The sequence below is a fragment of the Mesorhizobium sp. AR07 genome, from assembly GCF_024746815.1.
Taxonomy (GTDB): Bacteria; Pseudomonadota; Alphaproteobacteria; order Rhizobiales; family Rhizobiaceae; genus Mesorhizobium.
On sequence record NZ_CP080525.1, the window covers coordinates 4,658,072 to 4,678,568 of the forward strand.

The 20,497-nt window shown below is 62.9% G+C and carries 15 protein-coding genes; 10 read left to right on the forward strand and 5 right to left on the reverse strand.

The genetic code is table 11. The features are described from left to right. Nucleotides 1-92 precede the first annotated feature (92 nt). From BPNPMPFG_RS23545 to BPNPMPFG_RS23580, 8 genes are all read left to right on the forward strand, one after another. Nucleotides 93-965 (forward strand): carbohydrate ABC transporter permease, encoded by an 873-nt coding sequence (locus BPNPMPFG_RS23545; protein WP_258591033.1) that lies wholly within the window; start codon nt 93-95, stop codon nt 963-965. An 11-nt stretch (nt 966-976) separates the two neighbouring features. Continuing rightward, nucleotides 977-1,801 carry a carbohydrate ABC transporter permease gene (locus BPNPMPFG_RS23550; protein ID WP_258591034.1) on the forward strand — a complete coding sequence of 275 codons (825 nt, stop codon included), beginning with the start codon at nt 977-979 and terminating at the stop codon, nt 1,799-1,801. Between the two features lie 51 nt (nt 1,802-1,852). After that, nucleotides 1,853-2,851: an ABC transporter ATP-binding protein gene (locus BPNPMPFG_RS23555; protein WP_258591035.1), complete on the forward strand. Its 999-nt coding sequence runs from the start codon at nt 1,853-1,855 to the stop codon at nt 2,849-2,851. Nucleotides 2,852-2,853: 2 nt separating this feature from the next. Then, on the forward strand, nt 2,854-3,624 hold the full coding sequence (locus BPNPMPFG_RS23560; protein WP_258596884.1) for an L-iditol 2-dehydrogenase: 771 nt from the start codon (nt 2,854-2,856) through the stop codon (nt 3,622-3,624). A 153-nt stretch (nt 3,625-3,777) separates the two neighbouring features. Further along, on the forward strand, nt 3,778-5,256 hold the full coding sequence (locus BPNPMPFG_RS23565) for a mannitol dehydrogenase family protein (RefSeq protein WP_258591036.1): 1,479 nt from the start codon (nt 3,778-3,780) through the stop codon (nt 5,254-5,256). 15 nt (nt 5,257-5,271) lie between these two features. Beyond that, nucleotides 5,272-5,955 (forward strand): HAD family hydrolase, encoded by a 684-nt coding sequence (locus tag BPNPMPFG_RS23570; RefSeq protein WP_258591037.1) that lies wholly within the window; start codon nt 5,272-5,274, stop codon nt 5,953-5,955. After that, on the forward strand, nt 5,952-7,538 hold the full coding sequence (locus BPNPMPFG_RS23575) for an FGGY-family carbohydrate kinase (protein ID WP_258591038.1): 1,587 nt from the start codon (nt 5,952-5,954) through the stop codon (nt 7,536-7,538). Before BPNPMPFG_RS23570 ends, BPNPMPFG_RS23575 begins: the two co-directional genes overlap by 4 nt. A 168-nt stretch (nt 7,539-7,706) precedes the next feature. Then, nucleotides 7,707-9,110 (forward strand): MATE family efflux transporter, encoded by a 1,404-nt coding sequence (locus BPNPMPFG_RS23580; protein WP_258591039.1) that lies wholly within the window; start codon nt 7,707-7,709, stop codon nt 9,108-9,110. Nucleotides 9,111-9,428: 318 nt separating this feature from the next. Here the strand turns inward: BPNPMPFG_RS23580 and BPNPMPFG_RS23585 are convergent, their stop codons facing one another. Continuing rightward, nucleotides 9,429-10,148 carry an alpha/beta hydrolase gene (locus tag BPNPMPFG_RS23585; protein WP_258591040.1) on the reverse strand — a complete coding sequence of 240 codons (720 nt, stop codon included), beginning with the start codon at nt 10,146-10,148 and terminating at the stop codon, nt 9,429-9,431. Between the two features lie 314 nt (nt 10,149-10,462). Between BPNPMPFG_RS23585 and BPNPMPFG_RS23590 the strand changes: the two genes are divergently transcribed. Then, the gene (locus BPNPMPFG_RS23590; protein WP_258591041.1) at nt 10,463-11,878 is read left to right on the forward strand and encodes an autotransporter-associated beta strand repeat-containing protein; all 1,416 of its coding nucleotides are present in this window, start codon (nt 10,463-10,465) and stop codon (nt 11,876-11,878) included. After that, nucleotides 11,785-16,980, forward strand: a complete 5,196-nt coding sequence (locus tag BPNPMPFG_RS23595; RefSeq protein WP_413776884.1) for an autotransporter domain-containing protein — start codon at nt 11,785-11,787, stop codon at nt 16,978-16,980. Before BPNPMPFG_RS23590 ends, BPNPMPFG_RS23595 begins: the two co-directional genes overlap by 94 nt. 93 nt (nt 16,981-17,073) lie before the next feature. Here BPNPMPFG_RS23595 and BPNPMPFG_RS23600 read toward each other — a convergent pair whose 3' ends face one another. From BPNPMPFG_RS23600 to speB, 4 genes are all read right to left on the reverse strand, one after another. Further along, nucleotides 17,074-17,721, reverse strand: a complete 648-nt coding sequence (locus BPNPMPFG_RS23600) for an amino acid ABC transporter permease (protein ID WP_258591043.1) — start codon at nt 17,719-17,721, stop codon at nt 17,074-17,076. Further along, on the reverse strand, nt 17,718-18,374 hold the full coding sequence (locus BPNPMPFG_RS23605; RefSeq protein WP_258591044.1) for an amino acid ABC transporter permease: 657 nt from the start codon (nt 18,372-18,374) through the stop codon (nt 17,718-17,720). The genes BPNPMPFG_RS23600 and BPNPMPFG_RS23605 overlap by 4 nt, the downstream gene beginning before the upstream one ends. A 6-nt stretch (nt 18,375-18,380) precedes the next feature. Beyond that, nucleotides 18,381-19,187, reverse strand: coding sequence for a transporter substrate-binding domain-containing protein (locus BPNPMPFG_RS23610; protein ID WP_258591045.1), 807 nt, complete (start codon nt 19,185-19,187; stop codon nt 18,381-18,383). 80 nt (nt 19,188-19,267) lie between these two features. Continuing rightward, nucleotides 19,268-20,329 carry an agmatinase gene (speB, locus tag BPNPMPFG_RS23615; protein WP_258591046.1) on the reverse strand — a complete coding sequence of 354 codons (1,062 nt, stop codon included), beginning with the start codon at nt 20,327-20,329 and terminating at the stop codon, nt 19,268-19,270. Nucleotides 20,330-20,497 lie beyond the last annotated feature (168 nt).

A 20,497-nucleotide genomic window follows, 5' to 3' on the forward strand; every position in this document is an offset into this window, starting at 1 on the left:
CCATGACCGGCAACGGCCGCCCGAGTCCCAGTTCGGGCGGCCGCCTTTAATGCCCCTTGAAAATTCAGTCTGACCATTGAAGGGTGACCGTCATGGCTACTCAGCAGACCCGTTCGCTTGCCCGTTTCATGATGGCGCCATCCGTCGTCCTGCTGCTGGTCTGGATGGTTATTCCACTGGCGCTGACGCTGTGGTTCTCCTTCCAGCAGTACAACCCGCTCAATCCGATCCGCGACGGCTTCGTCGGCTTCTCGAACTACGCGCTGTTCTATTCCAACCCCGCCTTCCTGCAATCGATCCTCAACACGCTCACGCTGGTGGTCAGCGTGCTGTTGATCACGGTGATCGGCGGCATCCTGCTGGCACTGCTGATCGATCAGCCGATGTGGGGACAAGGGATCGTGCGCATCCTGGTCATCTCGCCGTTCTTCGTCATGCCGCCGGTGGCCGCATTGGTCTGGAAGAACATGATCATGCACCCGCAATACGGGGTCTTTGCCGACATCGCGCGCTTCTTCGGCACCCAGCCGATCGACTGGTTCGGGCAGCATCCGATGCTGGCGATCATCATCATCGTCGCCTGGCAATGGCTGCCCTTCGCGACACTGATCCTCCTGACCGCGCTGCAATCGCTTGACGGCGAGCAGAAGGAGGCCGCCGAGATGGACGGCGCCGGTTTCATCAGCCGCTTCATCTATCTGACGCTGCCGCACATGTCGCGCGCCATCACCGTCGTCATCCTGATCCAGACGATCTTCCTTTTGTCGGTCTATGCCGAGATCCTCGTCACCACCAATGGCGGTCCTGGATACGCCTCCACCAACCTGCCTTTCCTCGTCTACCAGAAGGCCTTGCTGGAGTTCAAAATCGGCCAGGCATCCGCCGGCGGCATCATCGCTGTCATTCTCGCCAACATCGTTGCCTTCTTCGCCATGCGCGCCGTCGGCAAGAACCTGGACAAGTAAGGGAGGATACGATGGCACGTGCAGTCACCACCCAGCACAAGACAATCGCGACAGTTGCCGCCTGGATCGTCGCGCTGCTGATCTTCTTTCCGATCTTCTATACGATCATCACCTCGTTCAAGTCGGAGCAGGAAGCCATCCAGGGCTTCAACCTGATCCCGTCGGGGACATTTGAGAGCTACACCGAGGTTCAGGCGCAGAGCGGCTACTTCAAGTTCTTCCTGAATTCGGTGCTGCTCTCGGTCGGCTCGACCATCCTGGCCCTGCTCGTCGCCATTCCGGCGGCATGGTCGATGGCGTTTGCGCCGACCAAGCGAACCAAGGACATCCTGATGTGGATGCTGTCCACCAAGATGATGCCGGCGGTCGCCGTGCTGTTCCCGATCTACCTGATCTTCCGCAACCTCGGACTGCTCGACAGCCGCATCGGCCTGATGGTCATGCTGATGCTGATCAACCTGCCGATCGTGGTGTGGATGCTCTACACCTACTTCCGCGAAATCCCGGGCGAGATCCTGGAAGCGGCGCGCATGGACGGCGCCTCGCTGTGGAACGAGATCGTCTATGTGCTGACGCCGATGGCGGTGCCGGGCATCGCCTCGACGATGCTGCTCAACATCATCCTGGCCTGGAACGAGGCGTTCTGGACCATCCGGCTGACCACCACGGAAGCAGCACCCTTGACCGCCTTCATCAGCTCGTTCTCCAGCCCGCAAGGCCTGTTCTGGGCCAAGCTTTCGGCCGCCTCTACACTGGCCATCGCGCCGATCCTGATCATGGGCTGGTTCAGCCAGAAGCAATTGGTGCGCGGCCTGACCTTTGGCGCGGTGAAGTAACGGAAATTGCCTGAAGCAATCGGCAGGAAATAACCCCTCGGGGAGGAAACCATGGGAAACATCACGCTCAAGAACGTCTCGAAGTCCTTCGGAACGACGTCCATTATCCCCGGCCTCGACCTGGTGATCGAGAATGGCGAGTTCGTCGTCTTCGTCGGCCCGTCGGGTTGCGGCAAGTCGACATTGCTGCGGCTGATCGCCGGCCTGGAAGACACCAGCGGCGGCACCATCAACATCGACGGCCGTGACGTCACCGGTGAGGCGCCGGCCAAGCGCAAGCTGGCCATGGTGTTCCAGTCCTATGCGCTCTATCCGCACATGACGGTGGGAAAGAACATCGCCTTCCCGCTGAAGATGGCGGGCGAGGACCAGGCGACCATCGACAAGAAGGTCAAGGACGCGGCGCGCATCCTCAATCTCACCAACTATCTCGAACGCAAGCCCGGCCAGCTCTCCGGCGGCCAGCGCCAGCGCGTCGCCATCGGCCGTGCCATCGTGCGCCAGCCTTCGGCCTTCCTGTTCGACGAGCCGTTGTCCAACCTTGATGCGGCGCTGCGCGGCACCATGCGGCTGGAGATCAGCGAGCTGCACCATCAGCTCAAGACGACGATGATCTACGTCACCCACGACCAGGTCGAAGCCATGACCATGGCCGACAAGATCGTGGTGCTGAATGCCGGCAACATCGAGCAGGTCGGCTCGCCGATGGAACTCTACAAGACGCCGAAGAACCTGTTCGTCGCCGGCTTCATCGGCTCGCCCAAGATGAACCTGATCGAAGGCGCGCCGTCCGCCAAATACGGCGCCAAGACCATCGGCATCCGTCCCGAGCATATGGAAATCTCGACCATGGCGGGCGAATGGAAAGCCACGGTCGGCGTTGCCGAGCATCTCGGCTCGGACACGTTCCTGCATGTCCAGGCCGATGGCGTCGGTCCGCTGACGGTGCGCGCCGACGGCGAACTCGCCGTCCGTCACGGCGACACCATTCATCTCACGCCCGACAAGACCAAGCTGCATCGCTTCGGTGCCGACGGGAAGGCAATGTGAGCATGCGACTGGCCGGCAAATCCGCGCTGATCACGGGCTCGGCCCGCGGCATCGGCAGGGCCTTCGCCGAAGCCTATGCCGGCGAAGGCGCCACGGTAGCGATTGCCGATATCAACCTTGAGGCTGCCGAAAAGACAGCCGCCGAGATCGGCGGCAAGGCCTATGCCGTGAAACTCGATGTCACGGATCAAGCGTCGATCGACGCCGCGGTAAAGGCGGTGGAGACCAGGACCGGCGGCCTCGACATATTGATCAACAACGCGGCTTTGTTCGACCTGGCACCGATCGTCGAGATATCGAGGGCGAGTTACGAAAAACTGTTTTCGGTCAATGTCGCCGGCACGCTGTTCATGTTGCAGGCGGCCGCCCGCTCGATGATCGCGCGGGGCAAGGGCGGCAAGATCATCAACATGGCGAGCCAGGCCGGCCGACGCGGCGAGGCTCTGGTCGGCGTCTATTGCGCCACCAAGGCCGCCGTTATCTCGCTGACCCAGTCTGCGGGCCTCGACCTGATCAAGCACCGCATCAACGTCAACGCGATTGCCCCCGGCGTCGTCGACGGCGAGCACTGGGATCATGTCGATTCGCTGTTCGCCAAATTCGAGAACCGGCCGAAGGGCGAGAAGAAGAAGCTGGTTGGCGAGGCGGTGCCGTATGGCCGTATGGGCACGGCCCAGGACCTCACCGGCATGGCGGTTTTTCTGGCCAGCAGCGACGCCGAATACATCGTCGCCCAGACCTACAATGTCGATGGCGGCCAGTGGATGAGTTGAGGGCGGGGGTGGCCTCTGCTCCTCGTCCCTCCGCGAGGAGCAGAGGCCGACACCAGAGGGCGCATCGTCCTTGGAAGATGTGCCGCCCCTAACCCTCTTCCAGTGAAAACGGGAAGAGAACGAAGGCCGTAGCCTGGCCAAAAGGGTAGAAAAATGACCGTGAAACTCTCGTCTTCAAACCTCTCCAGACTGCCCGCCAAGGTCGCCGGTCCGAAATATGACCGCGCGGCGCTCAAGCCCGGCATCGTGCATTTCGGCGTCGGCAATTTCCACCGCTCGCATCAGGCGGTCTATCTCGACGACCTGTTCAATTCGGGCATCGGCCATGACTGGGCGCTGGTCGGCGCCGGCGTTTTCGAGGGCGAGAAGATCGGTCGCGCCAAGCTGCTAGAACAGGACTGGTTGACCACGGTGGTCGAACAGGACAGCGGCCATATGAGCGCCCGCGTCACCGGCGCCATGATCGACTTCCTGATGCCGGGCGATGCCGCCGGTGTCATCGAACGGCTTGCCGATCCGGCGATCAGGATCGTGTCGCTGACCATCACCGAAGGCGGCTATTTCATCGACCCGGCCTCCGGCGTCTTCAATCCGACCCATCCCGACATCGTCGCGGATGCGCTGCCGGGCGCAACCCCGAAGACGGTGTTCGGCATCATTCTGGCCGGGCTGGTCCGCCGCCGCGACGAAGGCACCGTGCCGTTCACCGTCATGTCGTGCGACAACATTCCTCACAATGGCCATGTCACCTCCGACGGCGTCATCGGGCTCGCCCGGCTGATCGACGAGGATCTGGCAAACTGGGTCAGCGAGAATGTCGCCTTTCCCAATGGCATGGTCGATCGCATCACGCCGGCCACCACCGACCGTGAGCGCGGCATTCTGGCCAGCGAGTTCGGGCTAGAGGACAACTGGCCGGTGTTCTGCGAGCCGTTCCGGCAATGGGTGCTGGAGGACCACTTCACAGACGGCCGCCCACCGCTGGAAAAGGTCGGCGTGCAGTTCGTCAAGGACGTTGCCCCCTATGAACTGATGAAGATCCGCATCCTCAATGGTGGTCACGCCACCATCGCCTATCCGGCCGGGCTGATGGACATCCATTTCGTTCATGAGGCGATGCAGGAACCACTGGTCAGCGGCTTTCTGTCGAAACTCGAGCACGACGAGATCATTCCGACCGTGCCGCCGGTGCCCGATACGGTTCTGGAGGAGTATTACCAGCTCATCGAGAGCCGCTTCTCCAATCCCAAGATCGGCGACACGGTACGCCGGCTCTGCCTCGATGGTTCCAACCGCCAGCCGAAATTCATCATCCCGACCATCGCCGACCGGCTGAAAGCCGGAAAAGGCGTCGCCGGCCTGGCGCTGGAATCGGCGCTGTGGTGCCGCTACTGCTTCGGCACGACCGATAGCGGCGCCGTCATCGAACCCAACGACCCGAGTTGGGACCGGTTGCAGGCGACGGCAAAAGCGGCAAAGGATGCGCCCGCCGCCTGGCTTGCCATGGAGGATATCTACGGCGATGTCGGCCGCGCGACGGCGTTTGTCGAGGCCTTCGCCCATGCGCTCGACGCGCTGTGGGCGAACGGCACGCGCGCCACGCTGACGCGCTACCTCGCGGGCAAGCTCTGAGACCCATTCGACGCCATGACGCCTGAACTGGTCATCTTCGACTGCGACGGCGTGCTGGTCGACAGCGAGGCGTTGTCCGTCTCGGCGCTGCTCGGCATGATCAAACTTGCCGGCGGCAGCATCAGTGAGGATGCCGCCTACGAGCATTTCCTCGGCAAGAGCATGAAAAGCGTGCGCGAGATCCTCGGCCGCGACTTCGGGCTTGATATCACCGACCAGCATCTGACCGAGATGCGCGTCGAATTGATGCGCAAATTCCGCGAGGAACTGAAGCCGATCCCCGGCGTCAAGGAGATGCTGCCAAGGCTTGGGCTGCCGTTCTGCGTCGCGTCCTCGGGCACGCTCGACCGCATCCGCTACGCGCTCGACGTCACCGGATTGCTTGGCGTGATGGAGCCGCATCTGTTCAGCGCCGGCATGGTGAAAAGGGGAAAGCCGGCGCCGGATCTCTTCCTCCATGCCGCCGCCAGCATGCGAGCCCATCCGCGCAAATGCCTGGTCGTCGAGGACAGCCCGGCCGGCATCGCCGCCGCGCGGGCGGCGGGCATGCGCGTCCTTGCCTTCACCGGCGGCTCGCATGCCGGCAACCCGGCCTTGAAAGCGCGGCTTGCGTCGAGTGAACCGGACTTTATATTCGCTGACATGCTGCAATTGCCCGATCTGATTGCAGGCCTGGGAGCGAGAGTAAGAACATCTTGACGAAACAGTTCGTTTGCGCGGTCGATGTCGGCACCGGGAGCGCTCGCGCGGGCATTCTCGACACCCGCGGCACCTTGCTCGGCCGCGCCGAACGGCCGATCGCCATGAACCAACCGAAGCCCGATCATGCCGAGCATGATTCGCTCGATATCTGGTCGGCCGTCTGCACTGCCGTGCGCGCCGCCCGCGAAAAAGCCGGCGTCGCGGCCGAGGATGTCGTCGGTATCTCCTTCGACGCCACCTGTTCGCTGGTGGTGCGCGACCGGCAAGGCGGCCAGCTCAGCGTCTCGGTGTCAGGCGACCGGCGCTGGGACACCATCGTCTGGCTCGACCACCGCGCCATCGCCGAGGCCGACGAATGCACGGCAAGCGGCCACGCCGTGCTCGACTATATCGGTGGCGTCATGTCACCGGAAATGGCGACGCCGAAGCTGATGTGGCTGAAGCGCAACCTGCCGAAGACCTGGAATGAAGCCGGCTCTCTATTCGACCTGACCGACTTCCTGACCTGGCAGGCGACCGGCTCGCTGGCGCGTTCGCAATGCACGCTAACCGCGAAATGGACTTATCTGGCGCATGAAGAGACCGGCTGGCGGCGCGACTTCTTCGAACTTGTCGGCCTCGACGACCTTTTCGAGCATGGCAATCTGCCCGAGCGAGCCAGTCCTGTCGGTGCCGACATTGGTCGCCTGACGACGCAAGCGGCGGCCGACCTTGGCCTGAGCGAACAATGCCGAGTCGGCGCCGGCGTCATCGATGCCTATGCCGGCGCGCTTGGCGTGCTCGGCGGCTTTGCCGGCGACGAACAGGATATCGGCCGGCACCTGGCGCTGATCGCCGGCACGTCGAGCTGCGTCATGGCGATGTCGCCCGATCCACAACCTTTCGCCGGCGTCTGGGGTCCCTATTACGGCGCCGCACTGCCGAAGCTGTGGCTGTCGGAAGGGGGTCAATCCGCCACCGGCGCGCTGCTTGACCACATCATCCGCTGGCACGGCGCCGGCGGCGAGCCGGACCCCGCCATGCATGCCAGGATCGCACGGCGCGTCGCCGAACTGCGCGCCGCCGAGGGAGACAATCTGGCCGCGAGGCTGCATGTGTTGCCGGATTTCCACGGCAACCGCTCGCCGCTCGCCGACCCGCACGCCGTTGGCGTGGTCAGCGGGTTGACGCTGGACTCCTCCTTCGACAGCCTGTGCAAGCTCTACTGGCGCACCGCCGTCGGCATCGCGCTCGGCGTGCGCCATGTGCTGGAGGCGCTGAACGAGAACGGCTATATCATCGACACGCTGCATGTCACCGGCGGCCACACCAAGAACCCGCTGCTGATGGAGCTCTATGCCGAGGCCACCGGCTGCACGGTGATCGAGCCGCTGGCCGACGAGGCGGTGCTGCTCGGCACCGGCATGGTCGCGGCCACCGCGGCCGGACTTTTCCCAGACCTCACCGCCGCCTGTCTCGCCATGCAGCAAGGCGGCAGGACGCGCGCCTCGAACCCGAAATCGGCTGGGAGTTTCGACCGCGACTACCGGGTTTTCCTCGAGATGCACCGGCAGCGGCAAATGCTGGACGCGATCCGGTAGAGCGCACGAACCGACCCCTGGCTCAATCTGTTCCCGCCCCTCCTCTCTTGCCTTCATGTCGCGTTTCGTACAGAAGCTGACGCAAACGCCGCGAAACCGAAGGTTTTGCCGTTTGACATGCGGCTTCCGGCTCTTTGCCGACGTGCCGCACTTGGAAAGAGCGGAACAATGTCTGCGATCGAAGCCGGCGCTCGCGCGCCGGAAAATCTTTGGCGTCAGGAAATCAGGGCGACGCTGGCGCTCGCCTGGCCGATGGTGCTGACCAATCTCGGCCAGACCGCGATGACGACCACCGATGTCATGATGATGGGCCGGCTCGGATCAAATACGCTGGCCAGCGGTGCGCTTGGCGCCAACCTCTATTTCATGCCGCTGATCTTCGGGCTCGGCCTGATGCTGGCGACCTCACCGATGATCGCCACCGAACTTGGCCGCCGCCGCTATTCGGTGCGCGACCTGCGCCGCACCGTGCGTCAGGGCCTGTGGCTGGCGATTTTGATCTGCATCCCGATCTGGATCGTGCTTTGGAATGGCGAGGCCATCCTGCTGGCCATGGGCCAGGAACCCGCGCTGGCGCATCAGGCCGGCATCTACCTGCGCTGGCTCGAATGGGCGGTGTTGCCCTTCTATGGCTACATCGTGCTGCGTTCGTTCATCTCGGCGCTGGAGCGGCCGGGTTGGGCGCTGGTCATCGTCTTCGTCGCCGTCGCCTGCAACGTCTTCTTCAACTGGGTGTTCATGTTCGGCAATCTCGGCGTGCCGGCCATGGGTATCGCCGGCTCGGGTCTCGCCACCTCGCTGTCCAGCATGCTGATGTTCGTCGGCCTGGCAGCGGTGGTGATGCTGGAGAAGAGATTCCGGCGCTACCGTCTGTTCGGGCGCTTCTGGCGCGCCGACTGGCCGCGCTTCAAGGGCCTGCTGCGGCTCGGCCTGCCGATTGCCGGCCTCCTCGCCTTCGAGGTGACGATCTTCAACGCGGCCGCACTTCTGATGGGCCTGATCGACGCCGATTCGCTGGCCGCGCACGCGATCGCCATCCAGATCGCCTCGATCAGCTTCATGGTGCCGCTTGGCCTCAACCAGGCGGTGACGGTGCGCGTCGGCCTGGCCCACGGCGCCGGCAATCCGGAGGGCGTTTCGCGCGCCGGCTGGACCGCCTTTGTCATCGGCGTCTCGTTCATGGCGCTGATGGGGCTGGTGATGATCCTGTGGCCGCATCTCCTGATCGGCGCCTTCATCGATCTGGGCAACCCGGTCAATGCCAGGGTGATCGCGCTTGCCGTGTCGTTCCTGGTCTTTGCCGCCTTGTTCCAGATCTTCGACGGCGCGCAGGCGGTTGCCGCCGGCATGCTGCGCGGCCTGCACGACACCAAGGTGCCGATGATCTATGCCGCGATCGGCTATTGGGGCATCGGCCTGCCGCTCGGCGTGCTGCTCGCCTTCCATTTCGGCCTCCATGGCGTCGGCATCTGGATCGGCCTGTCCTCAGGGCTGGCCGTGGTGGCGGCGATGCTTCTCGGCCGCTGGCTGCGGCGCGATCGCCTGGCGCCGCCCTTGGTGTTCGGGCATTGAAAGCAGACGGGGCCGTAGGTTCGGCGGCCGTTATGTCCCAACATTGTGGCTCACTACACGGTGCCTTCGGAACTGCCGCGAAACGTTCGATAAGCGCCATGAGCGGACGCTTGGCGCCGAGGCAATGAACGTTTCATGTTGGGGCCACCAGCAGTCTGACCGCTCTAAGCAGCCAATTTGCAAAAGCGGTCCTTGGCTGGCTTCGTAGACGTCGCAGTTTGACCAATGTCGCCGTTGGCGAAGTGGCGTCTTTCGCAATTGTGCCGAGCGGCCGTTCAGGTTCGAGCAGATTGCTGCGCGTCCGCCGATGCCCCCGGGCTAGGCGGTGGTGTCCTCCGCAATCCGGCTTAGCAACTCGGCGATATCGTCTGGTGCGGTCACCATGGCGTCGTGTCCCGTCCGCAACTCGTGGTAGTCCTCGATATCAGCGGCTTGCGCGCTCTTTGGCTGGCCAAGTGGTTTGTCGCCGATGCAATTGACGTAGGTCCGTGGCACCCGTGGGAAACCCGCACTCAGTTTGACCGGCTCCCTGAAGGTGCGGATCGGGTGCGCGGTAAGCCTTGGCATTACCCAACTCACGTCCCTCTCCTCCTTCAACCCGAGGAATTGCACGGTCGCCGCGCTGGCGGGGATGCGCCAGCCCTCACCCCCGACCCGCGCCTGCTCCTCGAAATAGTCCCTGGCCTGCGCCGATGCACAGTCGTACAGGCACTGGCCGTCGCGGGGAACGATGGCGTCGAGATAGACAACTCGCGCTACCCGGCTGGCCGCCCTGTCCGCGGCTGCCGAGACCACAATTCCCGCGTAACTGTGTCCGACCAGGACAACATCTCTCAAGTCCTCGGTCTCCAGCACACCGAGCACATCGCAAATGTGCGTTTCCAGGTCGATGTCAGGAGAGGCGAGATGTGCTCGCTCACCGAGGCCGGTAAGCGTGGGGGTATACAGCTCGCTGCCCGGCACCTTCAGTGACTGAGCGACCTTGCGCCAACACCACCCACCATGCCACGCGCCGTGCACCATAACAAAGGTTGTCATCGGTCGCCCCGCTTCCCTCGATACACGGAACGCACCGAATTTCGCGCAAGTGCAGAGTTTCCGGCGCGCGCGATAGCAGCGAAGATATTCCGCACACACACTCTACCCCCAAAGCTCGGGACTAGAAAGCTCCGCACTTTCGGCGCGTGTCCGTGGGTGCGAATACAGATTTGGCTGGATTTCGAACGCTATTGTGCGTCCAACTTGCAACAGTGGTGGACAATCAGCCGCAGAGCCTACCAGCCGCTTCTTGCCAGCATCCTCGGAAAGTGAATAGTGGCGATCGGGACGGGGCGTTTGTAGCGAGTTCGCGCATGCGACGCCTTTTGGACTCTAGCCTCGCCCAAGCGCTCAAGTCCGCGGCGATCGTAATATTACCTGTGGCACTGTGTCCAACCTCCGCTGTCGCTGCTTGCGTCACGGTAGGCACGACCACTACCTGCGACACGGCGGCGCCCAACCCGTTCCCCAGCACCGTCGGTTCCGGTCCCGCCGCTCCGTTAGGCTCGACTGTCAATCTGCTCTCCAATGCGCAAATCGTGGTGGGGAATGCGAATGCGCTCAGTCTTGCCGATGGCGCGACCATCACCCTATCAAGCGGAGCCGTTTTGCAGAATGCCTCGACAGGCACGGGTGGCTTGTACGGAACCGGCGGGGACACATTGGAATTTCGCAACAACAGCACCCTGACGATCGCTGCGGGGGCTCAGATTCTTTCCCTGGGGACAGCGGGAAACTCGGAGGCTATCAATCCCGAAGGCTCGGGCAATTTGATCACCAACAACGGAACGATCAGGGCAACGAACGCGGCCGCGATTTTCTTCCAGAACACCACCGGCCTCAACACGGTCGTCAACAATGCGACCGGCGTCATTCAGACCTCGCAGGCATCAGGAAACGTCATAGGTGGTTTCGGCACCGCGGCCGTCGACTTTACCAACCGAGGCATGGTGATCGGCAATCTCAATTTTGGCGGAGGCAACGACATCCTTCACCTCTTTACCGGCTCGACAATCACCGGGAACTTTGATGGCGGTGGCGGAAGCAATTCCATATTTCTTAACGGCACAGGAAGCGACTCGCTTCCCGGGCAGATCAAGAATTTTCAGACATTGACCAAAACCGACACCGGCACCTGGACACTGACGGGTTCTGTGGTCGGTGTGACTGTTGCCGAGGTGCAGCAGGGCACATTGATCCTGACCGGCAACAACTCCTTGTATACCGGAAGCGTCATCGTCGATCCGGCCGGCACGCTGCAGGGCTTTTCAGGAAGCCTTCCGCCGACAGTCAAGGACAACGGCCTGGTCCGCTTCGCCCAACCGAGCAATGGAACCTATGCCGGGGTTATCAGCGGAACCGGCGCGGTGACCAAGGATGGGCCGGGCACCCTGACCCTTACTGGTCTCAATACATATTCGGGCGGAACGAATTTCAATCAGGGTGTCGTTGCGGTAGGAGCCGATAACGCTCTCGGAGCGGCTGGTGGAAGCCTTACATTCAACGGCGGGGCATTGCGCTTCAACAACAGCTTCAACCTCGCTCCTACACGCGCGATCACACTGAATGCGCCCGGCGGCACGATCGACACCCAAGGCTTCACCACGACGATCAGTCAGAGCATGGGCGGTGCCGGATCCTTGACGAAAGCGGCGTCGGCACGCTTGCTCTTACAGCGGCCAATTCCTTCAGCGGCGGCACGACCGTCGGAGCGGGCATCCTGCAGCTGACCAATCCCGCGGCTGCGGGGACGGGAGCCATCCAGGTCAATTCGGGCGCACAACTGTCGCTGCTGCCAATTGCAGGAGCCGGATTTGTCTTGAACAACGCGCTTACGGGAACCGGCACGGTCCTTGCCAAGATGGGTGCCCCGGCCGATACGTTTGCATTTGGCTCAGGCGCGGGGACGGCATTCGGCGGACTGGTGGAACTCGCGGATGGCAAGTTCGCGTTGGCCGGCACAAATACTACTGCGCTGACGTCAGCGACGCTGCAGCTCGATCCCAACAACACGACGACGGTCGGCCTTGGAACCCAGAGCATAGGCGGGCTCACCCTGAATGGTGGTACGGCCATATTCGCCACGACCGTGCCTTCCGACACCGTCTCGCCCGCGAACATCAGCACCGGTACGCTTACTCTCACGAGTGGCAAGGTCCAGATCGCCATTCCCAATTCAGCAACACCCCCTGCCAGCTTTGCGGGACCAGGTAGCCCTTCGACGCTGTTGCAGCAGGATGACGGTGTTCTTGACCGGCTGATAAGTGCGACCTCTGTCAGCGGCAGCGCGGGAGGACTGACACTCATCGATCAGAACGGCGTGCCCGTCCCGGCAACGGTCAACGTGAACATTGCGCAGGGCGGCAACACGGTCGCCGTCGGCTCCTATGGCTATGGCCTGTCGACGGGGCCGGCCAACAACGGACTCTACGTGTCCTATGGCCTGACGCAGTTGGACCTGCAGGCGGGGCAGACGCTTACTCTTTCTGGCGACGACGGCACGCCTGCCGGATCCGAGTTGCATGCCGGCATCACCGGTGCGGGCAATCTCGCAATCGATGCGACGAACACCATCACGCTCAACAATCCCACCAACAGCTACACCGGCACCACGACTGTCACAGGTGGTACGCTCGATCTCGGCGTGAGCGGAGCCTTGGGAAAGACATCGAGCCTCAACGTCAATTCCGGCGCCGTCGCCAATATCAATGGCACGACACAGTCGGTGGGCGCGCTTGACATCAGCGGCTCGCTCGACCTCGCAGGTGGGAGCCTGTCGACCAGCACGGTCCTTGGCAGCGGAACGCTGACGACGCATCCAGGCTCGACCGTCAACCTGGGTGGTGGCAGCCTCGACATCGCCAATGGTGGCACGACTGCGCCAGGCAGCCTGACGGGCGGCGGATCGCTCAACATAGTTGGCGGCACGCTTGACGTGAGCGGCGCCAATCCCGGTCTCACGGCCTCAACCACAATCGCCTCGGGGGCATCGGCGATATTGAACAATGGCGGCGGGCTTGGCACCGGGCCGATCGCCGATGACGGGTCGCTGATCTTCAACGCAGCGACCGGCGATTTCTCGAACAACATCAGTGGTACAGGCGCGGTGAGCCTGACCAACGGGTCCAATATCATTGCCACCGGAACGATTGCTTCCAGTGGACCAAAGACGATCGATGCGGGCAGCACGTTGCAGTTGGGCGATGGAGGATCCAGCGGCGCCATTGTTGGCGACGTTACGAACAACGGCGCGCTCGTGTTCGACCGCTCGGACGTGTCGATCTATGCGAATGTGATCTCCGGCTCCGGCAGCGTCACCCAGGCTGGTTCAGGTACGACGATCCTGGATGGCAACAATACGTATACGGGCGGCACGACCGTCGGAGCGGGCATCCTGCAGCTGACCAATCCCGCGGCTGCGGGGACGGGAGCCATCCAGGTCAATTCGGGCGCACAACTGTCGCTGCTGCCAATTGCAGGAGCCGGGTTTGTCTTGAACAACGCGCTTACGGGAACCGGCACGGTCTTTGCCAAGATGGGTGCCCCGGCCGATACGTTTGCATTTGGCTCAGGCGCGGGGACGGCATTCGGCGGACTGGTGGAACTCGCGGATGGCAAGTTCGCGTTGGCCGGCACAAATACTACTGCGCTGACGTCAGCGACGCTGCAGCTCGATCCCAACAACACGACGACGGTCGGCCTTGGAACCCAGAGCATAGGCGGGCTCACCCTGAATGGTGGCACTGCCATATTCGCCACGACCGTGCCTTCCGACACCGTCTCGCCCGCGAACATCAGCACCGGTACGCTTACTCTCACGAGTGGCAAGGTCCAGATCGCCATTCCCAATTCAGCAACACCCCCTGCCAGCTTTGCGGGACCAGGTAGCCCTTCGACGCTGTTGCAGCAGGATGACGGTGTTCTTGACCGGCTGATAAGTGCGACCTCTGTCAGCGGCAGCGCGGGAGGACTGACACTCATCGATCAGAACGGCGTGCCCGTCCCGGCAACGGTCAACGTGAACATTGCGCAGGGCGGCAACACGGTCGCCGTCGGCTCCTATGGCTATGGCCTGTCGACGGGGCCGGCCAACAACGGACTCTACGTGTCCTATGGCCTGACGCAGTTGGACCTGCAGGCGGGGCAGACGCTTACTCTTTCTGGCGACGACGGCACGCCTGCCGGATCCGAGTTGCATGCCGGCATCACCGGTGCGGGCAATCTCGCAATCGATGCGACGAACACCATCACGCTCAACAATCCCACCAACAGCTACACCGGCACCACGACTGTCACAGGTGGTACGCTCGATCTCGGCGTGAGCGGAGCCTTGGGAAAGACATCGAGCCTCAACGTCAATTCCGGCGCCGTCGCCAATATCAATGGCACGACACAGTCGGTGGGCGCGCTTGACATCAGCGGCTCGCTCGACCTCGCAGGTGGGAGCCTGTCGACCAGCACGGTCCTTGGCAGCGGAACGCTGACGACGCATCCAGGCTCGACCGTCAACCTGGGTGGTGGCAGCCTCGACATCGCCAATGGTGGCACGACTGCGCCAGGCAGCCTGACGGGCGGCGGATCGCTCAACATAGTTGGCGGCACGCTTGACGTGAGCGGCGCCAATCCCGGTCTCACGGCCTCAACCACAATCGCCTCGGGGGCATCGGCGATATTGAACAATGGCGGCGGGCTTGGCACCGGGCCGATCGCCGATGACCGGTCGCTGATCTTCAGCGCAGCGACCGGTGATTTCGCGAACAACATCAGCGGTACAGGCGCGGTCAGCCTGACCAACGGGTCCAATATCATTGCCACCGGAACGATTGCTTCCAGTGGGCCAAAGACGATCGATGCGGGCAGCAAGTTGCAGTTGGGCGATGGCGGATCCAGCGGCGCCATTGTTGGCGACGTTACGAACAATGGCGCGCTCGTGTTCGACCGCTCGGACGTGTCGATCTATGCGAATGTGATCTCAGGCTCCGGCAGCGTCACCCAGGCTGGTCCAGGCACGACGATCCTGGATGGCGACAATACCTACAGCGGCGGGACCACAATTGCCGCGGGAACGTTGGCGATCGGCGACTCGACGCACTCAGGCGCGACGCTTTCGGGTGGCGGCCTGGTCAATGTCCTGCCGGCTGGCACACTCGGCGGCTATGGAAGCGTCACCGGCCCGGTGACGAATCAAGGCACCATCGCCGTTGCCGATGCAGTCAGCGCTCTCGCCGGCGGGCCGGTCGGCAATTTCACGATAAACGGCAATTTCACGAATGCAGGCGTTGCGCAGGTCGGCGGCGCCGCCGTTGGCAACACGCTCACGGTGAACGGCAACTACATCGGCCAGAGCGGCGCCGTCAGCCTGAACACCTTCCTCGGGACCGACGGCTCACCGTCTGACAAGTTCATCATTAACGGCGGAACAGCAAGCGGTACGACAGGGCTTGGCATTACCAACATAGGCGGGCCAGGCACACCAACATCGCAAGACGGCATCATGGTCGTTCAAACGCTGAACGGTGCCACAACCGCGCCAGGTGCGTTCGCGCTCAACAGCTTTGTCGGAGCAGGTGCGTTTGAATACTACCTGTACAAGGGTGGGAACGCGAGCGGGACCGCGGAAGACTGGTTTTTGCGCAACACCCTCGTTGCTCCGCCAACGCCCCCTGTCGTTCCGCCGACGCAGGCCGCGTCGCCATCGCCTCTCGGCCCATTGCCACCGCCACGGCAGCCTACTCCAAGCGACCCCAATCCGCCGCGCCCAGTGCCAACGTCTTCCTTTCCCCTACCAGTACCTACTCCAGCCGATCCATCCCTTCCGCCTCCAGTGCAACCGGCTCCCCCGACGCCGGGCGCGACGCCCTTCATCGGGCCGGTTATCCCGCTCTATCGTCCAGAAGTCGCGACCTATGCGGTCATCCCGCCAGCGGCAGGCGAGGCAGCGCTGGCGACACTCGGCACATTTCACGAACGGCGCGGCGAACAAAGCCTTCTCTCGGCGGGCGAGGATGCCTCTGCCGCGTGGGGACGTGTCTTCGGCCAGAGCCTCGCCCAAAATTGGACCGGGACCGTGTCTCCATCGCTTGATGGCTCGCTCTACGGAATTCAGGCAGGACTCGACATCCTGCGCCGAGAAAGCGATCGCGGCGACCGTGACATCGCAGGTGTGTTCCTCGGCTACACAGCGCTTTCCGGAGACGTCAACGGATTCGCACTTGGCTGGAACAATCTTGCCGTGGGAAAAATCGATCTCAACGCTGCCAGCATCGGGGCCTACTGGACACACATCGCTCCCTCAGGATGGTATGTCGACGGCGTGCTGATGGGCTCCTTCTTCGGAGGCGAAGCAAAATCGAATCGGGGCATCGGTGTGAGCACGGATGGCACCGGCGTAACAGCGTCGATCGAAGGCGGTTACCCAATTCCGATTGCTTCGGACTGGGTGCTGGAACCGCAGGCGCAGCTCATCTGGCAACATATTGCTCTCAACGATCAGAACGACGGTTTCTCGACCGTCTCCTTCGGTGCCGAAGATGCTTGGACCGGCCGGGCCGGCTTTCGACTGCAAGGTAACGTCCAGACGCCTACCGGCCTGCTGCAGCCCTATCTCAAGGCAAACATCTGGCACCAACTCTCCAGAACCGAAAACATTAATTTCGGTACAGATAACATCAGCACCGCGATAGGCGGAACAGCGCTCGAACTGGGTGGCGGCGTTGCCGCGGCGGTCACCAAGGATGTCAGCCTGTTCGCTTCGGCAAGCTATTCCTTCGAAGTCGCCGGCGAGAAGCAGCGGATGTTCCAGGGCAATGTCGGCCTCCACGTTAAGTGGTGATGCAGCGATACCGTGAAAGCACAGCCGTTACCGCAACGATTCTTGATAGGGGTGCAGCAGTGCGCAGCCGGCCAACACCAACATGCCTTCGCCTCAGCGCGCCGGCGCCTGCTTTTCGAGCGAACGCGCGTATTGCGTCAGCGGAAAGCACATGACGAAGAAGATCAGCGCCACCAGCCCGTAGACCTTGAACGGCTCGAAGGTCGCATTGTTGATGGCGTTGGAGGTCCGCACCAGCTCCTCGAAGCCGATGATCGAGGTCAGCGCCGTCGACTTGATGAGCTGCACCAGAAAGCCGACGGTCGGCGCGCGGGTGATCGAGAACGCCTGCGGCAGGATGATCAGCCTCAGCTCCTGCAGATAGTGCAGGCCGAGACTGGCGCCGGCGTCCCATTGGCCGAGCGGCAGTGCGTCGACGCCGCTGCGCCAGATCTCGGCCAGATACGCGCTGGCGAAGAAGGTGAGGCCGAGCACCGCCGCCGTCCACGGCTCGATACGCAGACCGAGCATCGGCAGGCCGAAGAACATCAGGAACAGCTGCATCAAGAGCGGCGTCCCCTGGAACAGCGCGATGTAACCGGAAGCCAGGCGCCGGCTCCATTTGTTCTTGGCGATCCTGAAGAACAGCACGATCATGCCGACGATGCCGCCGCCAACGAAGGCGGCCAGCGACAGCAGCACCGTCCAGCGGGCGGCGAGCAGCAAATTGCGCACGATGTCCCAGAAGGTGAATTCGATCATGACACACCAGCCCCCAGGACGCGGCGTCCGCCTGTGACCAGCAGCCGGCGCAAGGCCATCGACAGGACGAGATAAACCAACGTCACGACAAAATAGGTCTCGAAGGACCGGAACGTGCGTGCCTGCAGCATGTCGGCCTCGTAGGTCAGCTCGCGCACCGCGATCTGCGACACCACGGCGGACTCCAGCATCATGATGACGATCTGGCTGGTCAGCGCCGGATAGATCACCTTGAGCGCCTGAGGCAGCACGATCTTGATGAAGACCTGGCGTGGCCTCAAGCCCAGCGCAAGCGCCGCTTCCGTCTGTCCGCCGGGCACGGCGTCAAGCCCGGCGCCGACGATCTCGATGGTGTAGGCCGCCATGTTGAGCGTCATCGCGACGATTGCCGCCAGCACCGGATCGAGCCTGATGCCGAGGCTGGGCAGGCCGAAGAAGATGAAGAACAGCTGCACCAGGAACGGCGTGTTGCGGACCACCTCGACATAGCAGGCAATCGCCCGCTTCAGCAGCAGGGGGCCGTTTCGCCGTCCCGCGGCCCCCAAGATGCTGAGCAACGTTCCCGCCAGCGTGGTCACGGCGATCAACAGGATCGTCGTGACCGCTCCGCGCGCTATGTCGCCCGTGGCACCTGGAAGCCAGGCGAAGGCCACCGGAGCTCAATCCTTGAGGTTGTCGGGGTTGAGCGGCGTCTTCAGCCAGGCTTTCGAGCTTTCGTCCAGCTTGCCGTCGGCCAGCATCTTGGCGACGGCATCGTTGACGGCCTTCTTCAGGGCGTCTTCATTCTTGTTGAGGCCGATATGCGAAGGCGAGGTCAAAAGCTGGAACTTCTGCTCGGGCTTCAGCGCGTCCTGCTTGGCCAGCACCTGCGCGCCGACATCGTTGCCGACGACCATCAGCTGCGTCTGGCCGGAGATGAAGGCCTGGATCACCGAATTGTAGTTGTCGAAACGCTTGATGTCGGCCGAGGCGGGTGCTGCTTCGGTCAGCGAGGTGTCTTCGAGCGTGCCGCGGTTGACGGCGATCGACTTGCCGGCAAGGTCTTCCTTGCCTTTGACCGCCAGTGCGGCCGGGCCGATGACGGCGATGTAGTAGGGCGCGTAGGCGGCGGCGAAGTCGATCACCTGCTCGCGTTCCTTCGAGTAGCCGACGCTCATCAGGATGTCGACGCGATGGTCGTTCAGATACGGGATGCGATTCTGGCCGGTGACGGCGACGGGGTTGAGCTTCACCTTGAGCGTGTCGGCAATGTATTGCGCGACATCCATGTCATAGCCCTTGAGGCTCATGTCGGCGCTGGCCGAAGAGAAGGGCGGGAAGTCGGCGAAGACGCCGACATTGATGGCGCCGGCCTTGGTGATGTCAGCCAGCGCATCGGCGCTGGCAGCCTGAATTGCGAGGCCGAGACCGGCCGTGCCGAGCACCAGCACGGCGGCGATGGATGTAAATGTCTTTCGGATTGTCATTGTTATTCCCCTGTCTGGAAGCTTTGTTTGTTTGGGGTCGGCCGCCGGCTCCAGCGCGGCGGCCGCCTTGCGTGTTAGGATCAGGCGCTCTTGCCGGTGAGTGCCGGGCTGAACACCATCAGGCTCAGGATCTCGAACAGCACCTGTGCCGCGGCATGCGCGGTGTTGGTGGTCGCGTCGTACTGCGGCGCCACCTCGACGACGTCGCCGCCGACGATGTTGAGCCCCTTCAGGCCGCGCAGCAATTCGAGCACTTCGCGCGTCGTCAGGCCGCCGACCTCAGGCGTGCCGGTGCCGGGAGCGAAGGCCGGATCGACGCTGTCGATGTCGAAGGAGATGTAGGTCGGGCCATCGCCGACAATCTTGCGCGCCTTCTCGATGATCGCCGGAATGCCGAGACCGGTCACCTCCTCGGCATGCACCACGGTCATGCCGGACTCGTAGGTGAACTCCCACAGATATTCCGCCGAGCCGCGAATGCCGATCTGGATGGTGCGCGTCGGATCGAGCACGCCGTCGAGCACCGCGTTGCGGAACGGCCCGCCATGGTGGAACTTGGTCATGTCGAACAGGCCACTGGTGTCGCAATGGGCGTCGATGTGGATCAGGCCGACCGGAGCCTTCTTGCCGACGGCCTTCAGGATCGGATGGCTGATCGAATGGTCGCCGCCGACCGACAGCGGGATGACGCCGGCATCGACGATCTGGTTGGTGCGGCGCTCGATATCCTCATGACTGATCTCCAGCCGGTAGCGGCTGCGGAACGGCGTGTCGCCGATGTCGGCGACCCTCAGCTCATGCGTCGGCGCGCATTCCAGCACGTGGTTGTAGGGGCCGATGCGCTCGATGGCGCGCAACGCCCTTGGTCCGAAACGCGAGCCCGGCCGGTTGGTGACGCCAAGGTCCATAGGCACGCCGATGATCGCCACCTGCAAATCGCCGAAATCGGGATTGTCGGCTGATATTTCGCGGTAGGGCGCGGCAAGGAAGGTCGGTATGCCGGAATAGGGCGCCAGACGTGTGCCGCTCTTGGAAAAGATCTTGTCGGCGACCTTGCGGAATTTCGGGTCGAACATTTCGCCGCCATGGCTCTCGCCATATTTGCGACGCAACGCGTCGAGCTTGCCGCGATCGTATCCCATGTCCGCTCCTCCTGCCGGCTGATGCAATGCCGCCGCCGGTGACCTCAGGCGAACCGACCGTATCCGGCCGGGTCGCTGTCCCGCTGGCTGCCTGCGGATATCACGTCTTGATGCTGTTCTGGACCAAAGTGTCTGGCAGCCGCATTGAAAAATCAATTGATATTGTTA